This is a genomic window from Duganella sp. GW821-FHT01E12 (assembly GCF_059422325.1).
The window spans coordinates 130,359-143,854 of the sequence record NZ_JBWKWR010000007.1; the positions used below are offsets into that span (position 1 = coordinate 130,359).

Sequence of the window (13,496 nt, forward strand, 5' to 3'; positions counted from 1 at the left end):
ATGAGCAATCCGCACCTGCAACGGCTTGCGCTGCTGCGCACCTTCGCGCCGCGCCTGGCCCTGGGCTTGTTGTTCATGGCGTTGACGGTGTTGGTGGAATTGAGCTATCCGAGGGCGCTGTCGTACTTCATCGACCATATCGGCTTGAAGAGCGACGGCGCCTGGTTCTCCCCCTTTGCCGCGACGGTGACGGCGGTGCTGGCGCTGCAGGCGGTGGCGACCACGATGCGCTACTACCTGTTCGAATCGACCGGGCATATGATCGTCGCGCGCATCCGCCGCCTTCTGTATGGCGCGCTGATACGGCAGCCGGTGGGCTTCTACGACAAACACAACGTCGGAGAGCTGACCAGCCGCCTGTCGGCCGACGTCGAAATCCTGCACGACACGCTGACCATGGGCCTGGCCATATCACTGCGCTCGCTGTGCGTGCTGGCCGGCTGCGTCGTCATGCTGCTGCTGATCTCTCCCGTCTTAAGCCTGATCCTGCTGGTCTACGTGCCACTGACGCTGTACATGGGCGACTGGCTGGGCAAGCATGTGCGCCAGCGCTCGCGCGACATCCAGCAACGGCAGGCCGAATGCGGCGGCGTGGCGCACGAATACTTCACCAACATCCGGCTGGTGCATGCCTTCAACCAGCAGCGCGCCGCCGGCGCCAAATACGCCGACGCCACCGCGCACGCGCTGACGGCGGCCATCGCCAACACGCGCTTGCTGGCGTCGTTCCGCGGCGTGTCGTCGTTCGTCATGTACCTGGCGCTGCTGGCGACCCTGTGGCTGGGCGCGCGCTTGATAGGGCAGGGCAGCCTGTCGGTCGGGGAGCTGACCAGCTTTGTGATCTATGCCGGCATGGTCACCAGTTCGTCCGGCGCGGTCAGCGATTTCTGGAGCGACTGGATGCGCACCATCGGCGCCACGGAACGGGTGTTCGAGATCATCGAGAGCGAAGCGCAGCCGGCTGCGGCGTCCGCCGGCGACGTCACGCTGCGCGGCGAGCTGGCGTTCCGCGACGTCAGTTTTGTCTATCCGGAGCGGCCGGAAAAACTGGCCCTCGACGGCGTGAGCTTTGCGATTGCGGCGGGCGAGAACGTGGCGCTGGTGGGCGCATCGGGCGCGGGCAAGTCCACCATCGCCAGTCTGGTGCTGGGTTTCTACCGGCCGCACAGCGGCTGCATCGCCTTCGACGGCGTGCCGGCGGAACGTCTGGACCTTGCCGGCGTGCGCGCGCACATCGCCATCGTCGAGCAGGAGCCGTCGCTGTTCTCGGGCAGCATCTTCGAGAACATCGCCTTTGCGGTGCCAGACCGGCAGGTGACACGCGGCGAAGTGGCCGATGCTGCCCGGCTGGCCAACGCGCATGATTTTATCGCCGGCTTCCCGCATGGTTACGACACGGTGGTGGGCGAGCGCGGCGTGCAGCTGTCAGGCGGGCAGAAACAGCGTATCGCCATCGCCCGCGCCTTGCTGCGCGACCCGAAGATATTGATCCTCGACGAAGCCACCAGCGCGCTCGATTCGGCCAGCGAACTGCAAGTGCAGCAGGCGCTGGACAAGCTGATGGAGGGCCGCACCACCGTCGTCATCGCGCATCGCTATTCGACCATCGTCAAGGCCGACCGCGTGCTGGTGCTGGAGCGGGGCGCCATCGTGCAGCAGGGCGCGCACGCGGAGCTGATCCAGCGGCGCGGCGGCCTGTACTTCCAACTGATGGAGAACCAGCTGTCGAGTTACCGCACCGGCTGATCTGCATCAACATCCGCGGCGGTTGCCCATGCGTGGGCGGCGCTTCTGCGTAGTATCGGACTGTTGCGATACTTGAGGAGCGGCCGCGATGAGGGCGGTGATGACAGGTTTCGCCGCAGGGGCGGCCTTGCTGCAGACGCAGGCAACGCTGCCGCCGGCTTGGGCTGGCGTGGCGGCTGCGCTGGCGCTCGCAGCCTGGCTGGCGTTGTGGCGCGGCTGGTTGCGGCAGCGCGTTTGCCTTCCCGGCGCGCCCGCCGCCACGGCGTTGCGTTGCGCCGCCGCGCTGCTGGCGGGATGTGTGGTCGGATTCTTCTGGGCCGCATGGATGGCCCAGCGCGTGCTGGCGCCGCAGCTTGCCGCCGCCGATGAAGGCCGCGACTTCACGCTGATCGGCACTATCGACAATCTGCCGTACCGCTTCGATCAAGGCGTACGGTTCAACTTCGCGGTGGAGCACGTGCTGAACGGGGCGCAGCACGCGGTGCCGCCGCATATCTCGCTGGCCTGGTATGCCGGCTTTCGCGATCAGGTGAACGAGGTCGGCGACGTGCAGCCGGGCGAGCGTTGGCAACTGACGGTGCGTCTGCAACGGCCGCACGGCAATGCCAATCCATATGGCTTCGATTACGAAGCGTGGCTGCTGGAACAAGGCCTGCGCGCGACCGGCTATGTGCGGCCGGCGAAGGACAACCGGCGCCTGGACAGTTTTGTCTTCAGCATCGGCAACGTGATCGAGCACTCGCGCGCGTTGCTGCGGGCACGCATACTGGCTGCGCTGCCGGACAAGCCTTACGCCGGCGTGATCGTGGCGCTGGTGGTCGGCGACCAGCGCGGCATCGACCAATCCGACTGGAACGTCTTCAACCGCACCGGCATCGGCCATCTTATTTCCATCTCCGGATTGCACATCACGATGGTGGCGGGGCTGTTCGCGCTGGCGGCTTTCAATCTGTGGCGGCACTCCTTCTTCACCCGCGCGCAGCTGCCCTTGCTGCTGCCTGCGCAGAAAGTGGCGGCGCTGGTTGGTGCGGCGGTGGCGCTGCTGTACGTGCTGCTGGCCGGATTCGGCGTCCCTGCGCAGCGCACCTTATACATGCTGATGGTGGTCGCCGCCGCGCTGTGGTCGAACCGCATCGCCAGCGTGACCCAGGTGCTGTGCAGCGCCCTCGGCGTGGTGGTGCTGATCGATCCGTGGGCGGTGTTGTGGCCGGGCTTCTGGCTGTCCTTCGGCGCGGTCGCCACGATTTTGTATGCCACCGTTGGGCGCATTGCGCGCAGGCCTGCACGTCCGCCGCGCGCCGCGCATGATGCCGGCCATGCGTCGGGCGATGCGGAAGGACCTTCGCGCCGCGAGCGGCTCCTGCAGGCGCTGTACGTCGGCGCCCACACGCAGTATGCCGTCACCTTCGGCCTGGTGCCGCTGACGATGCTGCTGTTCTCGCAGGTGTCGGTGGTCAGCCCGCTGGCCAACGCGGTGGCGATTCCGTTGATCAGCCTTGTGGTCACGCCGCTCGCGCTGGTCGGCAGCATGCTGCCCACGTTGCTGGCGGTGCCGGTGCTGGGCCTTGCGCATCTGCTGGTGGAATGGCTGGCGGTCTGCCTGCAATGGTTCAGCGGCCTGCATTACGCCGTCTGGAGCGCGCCGACGCCGCCCTTGTGGTTGTTCTGCTGGGCCATGTGCGGCACCATCTGGCTGCTGGCGCCGCGCGGCTGGCCGGTGCGCTGGCTAGGCCTGGCGACCTGGATACCGCTGTTGGCCGCCGAACCAACGCATCCGCCGCCGGGCCGGATGACAGTCACCGCCTTCGATGTGGGGCAGGGCATGGCGCTGCTGATCGAGACCAGCGGGCATCGCCTGCTGTACGACACCGGCCCGGCCTACGCGCCCACCTCCAACGCCGGCAACCGCGTCATCCTCCCATATCTGAAGGCGCGCGGCATCGCCGCATTGGACGGCATGATCGTCACCCACAGCGACATCGACCACTCCGGCGGCGCGCTGACGGTGCTGGACGGCGTGCGGGTGGACTGGGTGCTGTCCTCGCTGCCGGTCCAGCATCCGATTGCCAGGGCCGCGCGCCAGCACCTGCGCTGCGCTGCGGGACAGCGCTGGAATTGGGACGGCGTGCATTTCGAGATGCTGCATCCGCTGCCAGCCAGTTACGCCGATGCGGCGCTCAAGCCCAACGCGCGCGGCTGCACGTTGAAGATCACCGCCGGCGGCAAGGCCATGCTGCTGGCCGCCGACATCGAAGCCGCGCAGGAGGCCGCGCTGCTGCAACGCGACCGCGCCGGCTTGCGCGCCGACGTGCTGCTGGCGCCGCACCACGGCAGCGGCACCTCGTCCACGCCGGCCTTCCTGCTGGCGGTCCATCCGCAGGCCGCCGTGTTCCAGGTGGGCTATCGCAACCGCTACCACCATCCCAAGCCGGAAGTCTACGACCGCTACGGCCAGCTGCACATCGAACGCCTGCGCACCGACCAGACCGGCGCACTGACGCTCGATTTCGGCGATCGCATCGACATCGCCGCCTACCGGCAGGCCCACGGGCGCTACTGGTACGGCCGCTAAATTAGAGCCTTTCCCCCAAGCCGGCCGGGGTAAGTGCCATTACAATGGTCCGAAAACTATCATACGGAGACCGCTTGTGAGCAAGCCCAAGCTGCATTTTGCCCATGCCAATAGCTACCCGGCGGGCGTGTACCGCCAGTACTTCGAACTGCTGGCCGACGATTTCGACATTCAGGCGCTGGACATGCACGGCCACAGCCCGCGCTACCCGGTCAGCGACGGCTGGCCGGACCTGGTCGACGAATACATCAACGAACTGACCACGCGCTACGACGAGCCGGTGATCCTGGTCGGCCACTCGCTGGGCGGCATGCTCAGCCTGATGGTGGCGCATGCCCGCCCGGACCTGGTGCGCTGCGTGGTGATGCTGGACGCGCCGGTGGTGGCCGGCTGGCGCGCGCAATTCTGGCGCCTGATCAAAATGAGCGGCAACGCCAACCGCGTGCCGCCGGCGAAGTTTTCCATCCGCCGCCGCAACGTGTGGCCGGACGCCGAGGCGGCCTACCAGCATTTCGCCAGCAAGGACTTGTTCGCCGCATGGGCGCCGGGCGTGCTGGCCGATTACATGGCGAGCGGCCTGAAACCGCATCCCGAAGGCGTGCAGCTGCGCTTTACCCGCGAGGTGGAAACCAGCATCTACGCCAGCCTGCCGCACCATCTGCCCAAGCTGGTGCGCGGCCGCTTCCCGGCGCCGATCGGCTTTATCGGCGGCACCGACTCGTGGGAGACCAGCCAGTCCGGCCTCGGCCATACGCAGGCCTTGGTGGGCAAGCATTTCCGCATCGTGCCGGGTGGCCACCTGTTCCCGATGGAGTCGCCGGCGCTGGCCGCCGACGCCACCCGTGAGATGATCGCCAGCCTGTTAAATGAAAAAGCCCGCGCTGGGCGGGCTTATGCGTAGAGGCGCTGCTTGACTCATGCCTTGCGGCGCCTTGCGATCACGCCGACCAGGCCCAGGCCTGCCACCAGCATGGCCCATGTTCCAGGTTCCGGCACCACCAGCGTGTTGCGCACATAGATGGTTTCCGGCACGCCGCCGATCTGGCCGTTAAGGCCGTCGGTGACCCTGCCGGCGGCATAGTCATTCTGATCGACGTGGAAGAAGTTGCCCCAGTACTCGGACGCGAAGATGTAAGAGTTGTGGTCGGTGTAGCCTGCGATGGGACTGACGATGCCGCCGGGATTGCCGGGGGTGATGAAGTCGGTCCACAGCGGATGGTTGAGCCACTCGGCGGCCGTTGCCACCCGCCAGCCTTCCGCGGCGCGATAGGTGGCTGGCTGGATGTTGCCAGGTCCCCATTCGTCTGGGCCGATAGGCCCTGCATAGACCCAGTCCAACCCCGAATTGTTCAAATTAATCAGAACGTTGGAATTTGGGATAGGCGTGCCTGAATTGATGATTTGCGCTTGTGCTCCTGCTGCGATCCCCATCGCAATTACTGCTGTTATTAGGAACTTTTTCATTTGGATACCCATATGAGTTTATTTACAGGAAGTTTTTTGTGGATACAAGTATTCGACTGCAAGTCAAGCATACGGTTTTTTTGTCATTATGCAAATTAGTTTTCTAGATCACTAACAGTCAAGAAACATATGCAACAGCTATCGGCAGCTTAAAGGGGTTCGTAAAACCTGCATGTTCGCGTAAAATCTCGGGCATTCGGTGCAGTGCGCCGCCCCCCTGAACTTTAGGAATGCCTTGCGATGACGATTAAAAGCGACAAATGGATACGCCGTATGGCGGAGCAACATGGGATGATCGAGCCGTTCTTCCCGGACCAGGTACGCCAGGAAGAGGGCCGCAAGGTGATTTCTTACGGAACGTCGTCGTATGGATACGACATCCGTTGCGCCGACGAGTTCAAAGTATTTACCAATATCAACAGCACCATCGTCGATCCGAAGAACTTCGACTCGAATTCCTTCGTCGACGTCAAGAGCGACGTCTGCATCATCCCGCCCAATTCCTTCGCGCTGGCCCGCACCATGGAATACTTCCGCATCCCGCGCAGCGTGCTGACGGTGTGCCTGGGCAAGTCGACCTATGCCCGTTGCGGCATCATCGTCAACGTGACGCCGTTCGAGCCGGAATGGGAAGGGTATGTGACGCTGGAGTTCTCCAACACCACGCCGCTGCCGGCCAAGATCTACGCCGGCGAGGGTTGCGCGCAGGTGCTGTTCTTCGAGAGCGACGAAGTGTGCGACGTGTCCTACAAAGACCGCAACGGCAAGTACCAGGGCCAGCACGGCGTGACCCTGCCGAAGGCGTAAAACCTAACGCTTGATCGGCAGCAGTATCTCGACACACAAGCCGCCATCCGCCCGGTTGGCGGCTTTGATATTTCCGCCGTGCGCTTCGATCACATGCTGGGCGATGGCCAGGCCCAGGCCGTGGCCTTCGGTGCTGGCGCTGCTGGAGCGGAAGAAGGGCTGGAAGATGGTTTCCAGGTCGGCCGCCGCCACGCCCGGCCCGCGGTCGAGCACGCGGATGCACAGCTGGCGGGCGTCGGGCAGGGTGCGGGTTTGCAGCTGCACCACGCCGCCCTCGGGGCTGTGCTTGATGGCGTTGCGCACCACGTTTTCGATGGCGCGGCCCAGCAGGTCGGCCTGGCCGGTCACCATCACGTCCGCCTCGCCTTCCTGCACCACGCTGCGCCGCTGGCTGGACGCTTCGTAGTTGGCGTCGTCGGCGATCTGTTCCAGCAGTTCCGCCATGCTGATTTCCTCCTGGCTGGCCTTGATGGCGCCCGCTTCCAGGCGCGCCAGCGTCAGCAGTTCTCCCACCAGCTTATCCATGCGCACGCTTTCCCGTTCGATGCGCTCCAGCGACGCCGCCAGCTTTTCCGGCTGCTGGTGCGCCAGGCCGATCGCCGCCTGCAGGCGCGCCAGCGGCGAGCGCAGCTCGTGCGAGACGTCGTGCAGCAGCCTGGTCTGGCCGTCGATCAGGCTGCGCAGGCGGGCCGTCATGCGGTCGAAGTCGCGGCCGAGGTCGTTCAGTTCGGAGTTGCGCTTGCCCTTGCCGGCGGCGCCGAAGCGCGGCGCCAGGTCGCCGCCGGCGGCCGCGTCGAAGGCTTGCCGCAGCGCGCGGATCGGGCGCGAGAAGTACCACGCCAGCAGCATCGCGAACAGCAGGCTGGCCAGCGTGGCGGCGGCGATCGGCACCCACAGCGTCAGCGGCTGGAAGCGCGGGCCGCGCATGTCGCCGGGGCCGCCGGGGCCATAACCGCGGCCGTTGTTCGGCGGGGCACCCGGCGGGGCGCCGGCGCGGCTGGGGTCGAAGCGGGGATCGGGGCCGGGGGCTTGGCCCGGTTCCGGGTTCGGGCCTGGACCCTGGCCGCGCGGCATCGGCGGCGCGCCGCCCTGCAGCGCCATCTGCGCGCCGCCCAGGCCGGCCATCAGCGGACGGTCGAGATCCAAGCCGCGCGACGGTAGAAACAGTATAAATCGTTTGCCTTCCGGATCGCCCACCTGGCGCACCACGCGGCGCTTGCCTTCCTGCTTGAGCAGGGCGTGCGACTCGCGCAGCATGGCCGGGCTGACGTCGCGCCCCAGCAGCTCATGGCCTTGCTCGTCGACCGCGAACACCCGGTGCCGTTCCATATTCTCCAGCAGGCGGCGCAGCGCCTTGACGCCGCCATATTCCAGCGTGGCGGCGGCCGAGTTGATGGCCATCTCGGCCGGCGGGCTGGTGTCCAGGTCTTTGGGCTGGTTGGCTTCCTGGTTGTGGTTCTTGAGCCAGACGGCGCCGCCGATGCCGACGATGGCGGTCAGCTGCGCCAACAGGATGCAGACGAAAAACTTCCAGAACAGTCGGCCCACGGGCTACTCCTTGATCAGCTGATAGCCCAGGCGGTACACGGTTTGCAGGCAGGAGCGGCCGTCGGCGATGGTGCCGAGCTTGTGCCGCAGGCTGCTCAGGTGGACGTCGATGTTGCGGTCGAAGCGCGCCAGCGGCCGGCCCAGGCCCTGTTCCGACAAGGCGTTCTTGCTGACCGGACGGCCGGCGTTGCGGGCCAATACTTCGAGCAGGTTGAATTCGGTGCTGGTCAGTTCCAGCTTGGCGCCGGCCCAGGCGGCGCGCCGCTGTTCCGGCCACATGGTCAGCTGGCCGACGGTGAGCGCGGCGGCGGCGCCGTTGTCGAGCGGCGCGCTCTGCGAGCGGCGCAGGATGGCGCGGATGCGGGCGGTCAGCTCACGCGGGGTGCAGGGCTTGGCCACGTAGTCGTCCGCGCCCAGCTCCAGGCCGACGATGCGGTCGGTGTCGTCGCCGCGCCCGGTCAGCATCAGGATCGGCAGCTGGCTGTTGGTGCGGATGCGGCGCAGCGTTTCCAGCCCGTTCATGCGCGGCATCATCACGTCCAGGATGGCGATCGCATACTGGCCGGTGAAGGCTTCGGCGGTGCCGGCTTCGCCGTCGTGCACCATCTTGACGTCGAAACCTTCCTGTTCCAGGTATTCCTTGAACATGCCCACCAGTTCGATATCGTCGTCTATCAGCAGTACTTTGCTCTTCATGCCGCGTGCTTCTTTCTATGTCAATGGACCGATCATAACAGCCCCGCGCGCGCGCCCGGCGGCCTTTTACCCGGTTTTACAACGCATTGCCCGTACCCAATCAGGTGTCAAAACGGCCATCTTTACATCGATTTACCGTGGGCTTACGGCGCTTTACATGGGGCGGCCGGAGAATGGCTGCTCCCTAGCAACCAAGGAAACTCCGCATGAAAACCCCGAAAAACAGCGTATACAAAATCTTGCTGGTTGCCAGCCTGGCGCTGCCGATGTTCGCCAGCGGCGGCGCGGCCCGCGCCGACGATCTGGATGGCGATGCCGGCCATCCGCCGATGATGAGGCATGAAGGCCAAGCAGGTCCGGACCACGATGGTCCGGAGCATGGGCCCGGCGGTCGCGGCCCCGGCGCCGGCTTCCACGGTGGCATGCCTCCCTTCGGCGGCCCCGGCATGGGCGGCCGTCCGCCGTTCGCGCGCGGCATCGAATTGAGCGAGGCGCAGGAAGACAAGGTCTTCGCCATCCTGCATGCGGAACAGCCGTATCTGCGCGAGCAGGGCAAGGCCGCCGCCAAGGCCCACGAAGCGCTGCGCGCGCTGGGCGGCGCCGATCAGTACGACGATGCCAAGGCCGCCGCGCTGGCCAAAGAGGCGGCGACGGCGATGGCCAACATCGCCTTGCAGCACGTGCGCACCGAACAGAAGCTGCTGGCGGTGTTGACCCCGGAGCAGCGCAAGAAACAGGCCGAAGGCGAAGCCCGCCGCGCGCCGCGTCCCTGAATTGCCTTGACCCACCGAACGGAGAAACGTATGTCGATTAGCGCTCTGAGTTCCAGCAATACCAGCCAGCTCAGCTTTCTGAGCCGTTTGAGTAGCACCAACGCCAGCAGCACCGAGGCCACGCGCGGCGCACCGCCGTCACGCCCGCCCGAGGGCGGCGGCTTCGCCTCGGCCATCGCCGACGCGCTGCAAGCCATCGGCATCACCGGCAGCAGCGACGCCAGCGGCAGCAGCACTTCCACATCGGCCACCGCCGCCGATACCACCGACAGCACCGACAGCACCGACAGCACCGGCGGCGTGGCCGAGGCGCTGGGCAGCTTCCTGCAAAGCCTGATGGGCGCGCTGCATGCGCAGAACGCCGCCAGCAGCAACGAGGCGCCGCCCTACGGCGAGGCGCAGCAGGGCGGTGGTCCAGGTGGTGGCGGCCCCGGCAAGCTGGAGGCGGACCTGCAAAGCCTGCTCTCCAAGCTGACTTCCGGCAGCAGCGACAGCACGTCGGGCAGCAGCACCGGCAGCACCAGCGCCGACGGCAGCGACGCAGTCAGCCAGCTGGAAAGCAGCTTCGCCAATCTGCTCGACAAGCTGGGCGGCGGCAGTTCCAGCAGCGACGGCACCGGCAGCGCCGACGCCAACACCAAGCTGGCTGCCTTCCTGCAAGCCTTGTCGACCAAGGTCGGCGGCAGCGGCACCAGCGGCAATCTGGTCAACACGACGGTTTAAACAAGGAGACCGGATGCTATCCCACGACGACACCCACGAACACAGCCTGGCGGCCGACCTGGACGCCATGCTGAATCTGGGCACCGATCGCCGCCAGACCCTGCGCTGGCTGCTGGCCGGCGCCTCGGCCTTGCCGGTGCTCGGTTGCGGAGGAGGCGGCTCTTCCTCCAGCGACAGCAGCAGCACGAGCGCGACCACCACCACGGCGACCACCACCACGCCCGTCAGTGGCACATGCGCGGCGATCCCCGAGGAAACCGGCGGCCCGTATCCGGGCGACGGCACCAACAGCAACAACAGCGGCGTGGTCAATGTGCTGACGCAGTCGGGCGTGGTGCGCAGCGACATCCGCAGCAGCTTCAACGGCCCGACCAGCGTGGCGGCCGGCGTGCCGTTGACCATCAAACTGCAGATCGTCAACGCCAACGGCAGTTGCGCGGCCCTGTCCGGCTACGCGGTCTACCTGTGGCACTGCGACCGCGACGGCAATTACTCGCTGTATTCGAGCGGCGTCACGGACCAGAACTACCTGCGCGGCGTGCAGGCCAGCGACAGCGGCGGCAGCGTCACTTTCCAGACCATCTTCCCCGGTTGCTATTCGGGCCGCATGCCGCATGTGCACTTCGAGGTCTACCCGACGCTGGCCAAGAGCACCAGCGCGGCCAACCGCATCAAGACCTCGCAGTTCACCTTCCCGATGGTGACGCTCAACGAGGTCTACGCCACCAGCGGCTACAGCGCCAGCGTGCGCAACCTGGCGCAGATCAGCTATGCCACCGACAACGTCTTCAGCGACGGCTACTCCCTGCAGATGGGCGCCGTCACCGGCAACGCCACCGACGGCTATGTCGTGACGCTGACGGTGGGCGTGGCGGCCTGATCACAGCACCTTGGCCACCCAGACGATCAGGGCGGCCGAGGGCACCAGCAGCAGCTGCGCCAGCAGCGTGCCGGCCAGGCGGCTGCCGACCAGCCACACCACGGCGCGGCGGAACTGCGTATCGCTGACGCGCCCTTCGATGACGTCGTCGGTCATGCCCGACATGTGGGGATCGATGAACACCGCCATCATCACCGTGGCGCCGCCGTTGATGATCGACGACAGCGTGCTGGACGTCACCCGCACCTCGGGATCGAGCACGCCCGCGTACAGCGAGGCGAACACGCCGACGGTCCACAGCGCCACCGCGCCCACGTTCAGCAGGGTCACCGACATCGACACGCTGCCGCTGTCGCGCAGGCCGCGCACATTGCCGCCGGACGGCACGGCGGCCACGTCGCGGACGTAGGACAGCCCGCCCTTGAAGAAGCCGTGCAGCAGCAGCTTGGGCACCGAGCGGTGCACCTGGAAGTGTTCGACCGCGCGGCAGAACACGCGCTGGAAGGTGGGGATCAGCAGCGCGCCGGCCACCGTCGCCAGCGCCGCCGACAGCAGCAGCCAGCGCAGGTCGGACAGCACGTGCGCGGCGGCCAGCGGCAGGGACAGGCTCAGCTCGATCCGCTTGGCGAGGAAGGGGCCGAGAAACGAATTCGAGGTGCGCGACACCAGCACCAGAATGCTGAACAGGGCCAGCGACACGGCGATGCGCCGGGTGCGCACCCCGGCTATCCTCACCGAGTAGGCGAGGGTGCCGATCAGGTGTATCACAAACGTCAGAAAACAGATGAAGACCAGTTGCTTGTCCATGGACCATGCGGATGTGCTTGTTGCAGATCCGGCATCATCCCATAAAGCCAAGGTTACGGATACTGAAGTTGCCGATATTCGGGAACACATCGGGAAGCTGCGTGGCCGACAGGCCGAACCAGGTGGCCAGCGTGGCGCCGTACTGGTCGACCGAGGTGGTCGGCAGCAGCGAGCCGGAGCCGACGTCGAGATCGTGGCCCAGGCCGGTGACCGGCATGCTGCCATACAGGTTCTTGCCCTTGACCGCGCCGCCCATGATGAAGTGGTGGGAGCCCCAGCCATGGTCGGTGCCGTCGCCGTTGCTGGTGAAGGTGCGGCCGAAATCCGAGGCGGTGAACAGCGTGACCTGCTTGCGCATGTCGTTGCCGCCCAGGTTGGCCAGCGCGGTGTCGAAATACGCCATCGCGTGCGCGACCTTGGCCAGCAGGTCGGCCTGGTTGTGCGCCTGCAGGTCGTGGCTGTCGAAGCCGCTCAGGCTGACGTAGAACACCTGGCGCTTGACCCCCAGCGCGTTGCGGCCGCTGATGGCGCGCGCCACCGTTTGCAGCTGCACCGCCAGCGGATTGACGGCGGCCGCGCCGGTATTGGGGTTGATGTAGTGCTGCGGGTCCGGCACGCCGCCCGCGCCCGGCGCCAGCATCGCGCTGCTGAGCGCGGCCTGGGCGTTGATCGCGCGGGTCGTGACCGCCGCGTGCTCCTTGCGGAACGGGTCGCTCTGCTCGCCGGCGATGATCTGGCGCAGCGGATTGGCCGCCGCCGAGGCGCCGAACAGCGCGCCGTCGAGCGCCGTGATCGGCACCGCGTACTGGCCGCTGAGCTGGTACGGGCGGGTCTGGCGTCCGCTCAGGAACAGCGAGTTGCCGGCGTTGGAGATGCAGGTGAAGGTGGCGTTGCTGTTGGCGCTGGCCATCAGGTCGCCCAGCCGTCCGCCCCAGCCGGCCACGCCGTTCTGTTCGATTTGCGACGATTGCCACATGGCCTGCTGGTCGTTATGCGAGAACAGCCGTGGCGGCAGCGCGATGCCGCCCGCCTTGTATTGCGCCAGCGTGAGCGGCTGCAGCAGCGTGCCGACGTTGGCCAGCACGGCGACCCGTCCGGCGTCGAACAAGTCCTTCAGCGGCCGCATGGCCGGGTGCAGCGCGTAGCTGCGGCCCGCCTGCGGATTGTTGGGCACGATGGGCAGCACGCCGCCGGCCGCGCCCACGGCGGGCAGGGCGATCGAGCCGGCCTCCTGGGTGGTGCGGATGCGCCGGTACTCGCTCCACGACGTGCTGTCGGTGGCCAGCACGGTGTTGAAGTGGTCGTTGCCGCCGTTGAGGAACAGGCACACCAGGGCCTTGTAATCGCTGGCGCCTTCGGCCGCGGCGGTGCCCATGGCGGCCAGGTTCAGTGTGAAGGGTACGGCGCTGCCGCCGGCCAGGGCCAGCATCTTGCCGACGAAGCGGCGGCGGGAGGGTGATTCGAAATGCATGGGGAGTCC

12 protein-coding genes are annotated in these 13,496 nt (G+C 66.6%); 7 read left to right on the plus strand and 5 right to left on the minus strand.

What is annotated here, in order from left to right:
• The 3 genes from AC07WS_RS19995 (at position 1) to AC07WS_RS20005 (ending at position 5,219) form a co-directional block, all read left to right on the plus strand.
• Positions 1 to 1,746, plus strand: coding sequence for an ABC transporter ATP-binding protein (locus tag AC07WS_RS19995; RefSeq protein WP_494730774.1), 1,746 nt, complete (start codon positions 1 to 3; stop codon positions 1,744 to 1,746).
• Between the two features lie 88 nt (positions 1,747 to 1,834).
• Complete coding sequence (locus tag AC07WS_RS20000) at positions 1,835 to 4,318, plus strand: DNA internalization-related competence protein ComEC/Rec2 (RefSeq protein ID WP_494730775.1); 2,484 nt, start codon at positions 1,835 to 1,837, stop codon at positions 4,316 to 4,318.
• A gap of 76 nt (positions 4,319 to 4,394) precedes the next feature.
• On the plus strand, positions 4,395 to 5,219 hold the full coding sequence (locus tag AC07WS_RS20005) for an alpha/beta hydrolase (protein WP_494730776.1): 825 nt from the start codon (positions 4,395 to 4,397) through the stop codon (positions 5,217 to 5,219).
• 14 nt (positions 5,220 to 5,233) lie between these two features.
• Here the strand turns inward: AC07WS_RS20005 and AC07WS_RS20010 are convergent, their stop codons facing one another.
• Entirely contained in the window at positions 5,234 to 5,782 is a 549-nt protein-coding gene (locus AC07WS_RS20010) for a PEPxxWA-CTERM sorting domain-containing protein (RefSeq protein WP_494730777.1), read from the minus strand.
• Positions 5,783 to 6,022: 240 nt separating this feature from the next.
• On the opposite strand from AC07WS_RS20010, the gene dcd reads away from it, so the two are divergent.
• Complete coding sequence (gene dcd / locus AC07WS_RS20015; protein WP_117010344.1) at positions 6,023 to 6,589, plus strand: dCTP deaminase; 567 nt, start codon at positions 6,023 to 6,025, stop codon at positions 6,587 to 6,589.
• A gap of 3 nt (positions 6,590 to 6,592) precedes the next feature.
• On the opposite strand, the gene AC07WS_RS20020 is transcribed toward dcd, so the two are convergent.
• Positions 6,593 to 8,137, minus strand: coding sequence for a sensor histidine kinase (locus tag AC07WS_RS20020; RefSeq protein WP_494730778.1), 1,545 nt, complete (start codon positions 8,135 to 8,137; stop codon positions 6,593 to 6,595).
• A gap of 3 nt (positions 8,138 to 8,140) precedes the next feature.
• A complete protein-coding gene (locus AC07WS_RS20025) occupies positions 8,141 to 8,833 on the minus strand; it encodes a response regulator (protein WP_494730779.1) in 693 nt (230 codons plus the stop codon).
• A 206-nt stretch (positions 8,834 to 9,039) separates the two neighbouring features.
• On the opposite strand from AC07WS_RS20025, the gene AC07WS_RS20030 reads away from it, so the two are divergent.
• From AC07WS_RS20030 to AC07WS_RS20040, 3 genes are read left to right on the plus strand one after another with little or no spacing between them, the layout of a single operon-like run.
• A complete protein-coding gene (locus AC07WS_RS20030; protein ID WP_494730780.1) occupies positions 9,040 to 9,606 on the plus strand; it encodes a Spy/CpxP family protein refolding chaperone in 567 nt (188 codons plus the stop codon).
• Between the two features lie 30 nt (positions 9,607 to 9,636).
• Positions 9,637 to 10,329: a hypothetical protein gene (locus AC07WS_RS20035; protein WP_494730781.1), complete on the plus strand. Its 693-nt coding sequence runs from the start codon at positions 9,637 to 9,639 to the stop codon at positions 10,327 to 10,329.
• 13 nt (positions 10,330 to 10,342) lie between these two features.
• Positions 10,343 to 11,209: a dioxygenase family protein gene (locus AC07WS_RS20040; RefSeq protein WP_494730782.1), complete on the plus strand. Its 867-nt coding sequence runs from the start codon at positions 10,343 to 10,345 to the stop codon at positions 11,207 to 11,209.
• On the opposite strand, the gene AC07WS_RS20045 is transcribed toward AC07WS_RS20040, so the two are convergent.
• Entirely contained in the window at positions 11,210 to 12,016 is an 807-nt protein-coding gene (locus AC07WS_RS20045) for a lipid II flippase Amj family protein (protein ID WP_494730783.1), read from the minus strand.
• Between the two features lie 34 nt (positions 12,017 to 12,050).
• Positions 12,051 to 13,487: a DUF1501 domain-containing protein gene (locus AC07WS_RS20050; RefSeq protein ID WP_494730784.1), complete on the minus strand. Its 1,437-nt coding sequence runs from the start codon at positions 13,485 to 13,487 to the stop codon at positions 12,051 to 12,053.
• Positions 13,488 to 13,496 lie beyond the last annotated feature (9 nt).

Excerpts from the sequence above, each read along its gene's own strand:
- AC07WS_RS19995 (WP_494730774.1), top strand. The coding sequence starts at position 1 with ATGAGCAATCCGCACCTGCAACGGCTTGCGCTGCTGCGCACCTTCGCG.
- AC07WS_RS20000 (WP_494730775.1), top strand. The coding sequence starts at position 1,835 with ATGAGGGCGGTGATGACAGGTTTCGCCGCAGGGGCGGCCTTGCTGCAG.
- AC07WS_RS20010 (WP_494730777.1), bottom strand. The coding sequence starts at position 5,782 with ATGAAAAAGTTCCTAATAACAGCAGTAATTGCGATGGGGATCGCAGCA.
- dcd (WP_117010344.1), top strand. The coding sequence starts at position 6,023 with ATGACGATTAAAAGCGACAAATGGATACGCCGTATGGCGGAGCAACAT.
- AC07WS_RS20025 (WP_494730779.1), bottom strand. The coding sequence starts at position 8,833 with ATGAAGAGCAAAGTACTGCTGATAGACGACGATATCGAACTGGTGGGC.
- AC07WS_RS20030 (WP_494730780.1), top strand. The coding sequence starts at position 9,040 with ATGAAAACCCCGAAAAACAGCGTATACAAAATCTTGCTGGTTGCCAGC.
- AC07WS_RS20035 (WP_494730781.1), top strand. The coding sequence starts at position 9,637 with ATGTCGATTAGCGCTCTGAGTTCCAGCAATACCAGCCAGCTCAGCTTT.
- AC07WS_RS20040 (WP_494730782.1), top strand. The coding sequence starts at position 10,343 with ATGCTATCCCACGACGACACCCACGAACACAGCCTGGCGGCCGACCTG.
- AC07WS_RS20045 (WP_494730783.1), bottom strand. The coding sequence starts at position 12,016 with ATGGACAAGCAACTGGTCTTCATCTGTTTTCTGACGTTTGTGATACAC.
- AC07WS_RS20050 (WP_494730784.1), bottom strand. The coding sequence starts at position 13,487 with ATGCATTTCGAATCACCCTCCCGCCGCCGCTTCGTCGGCAAGATGCTG.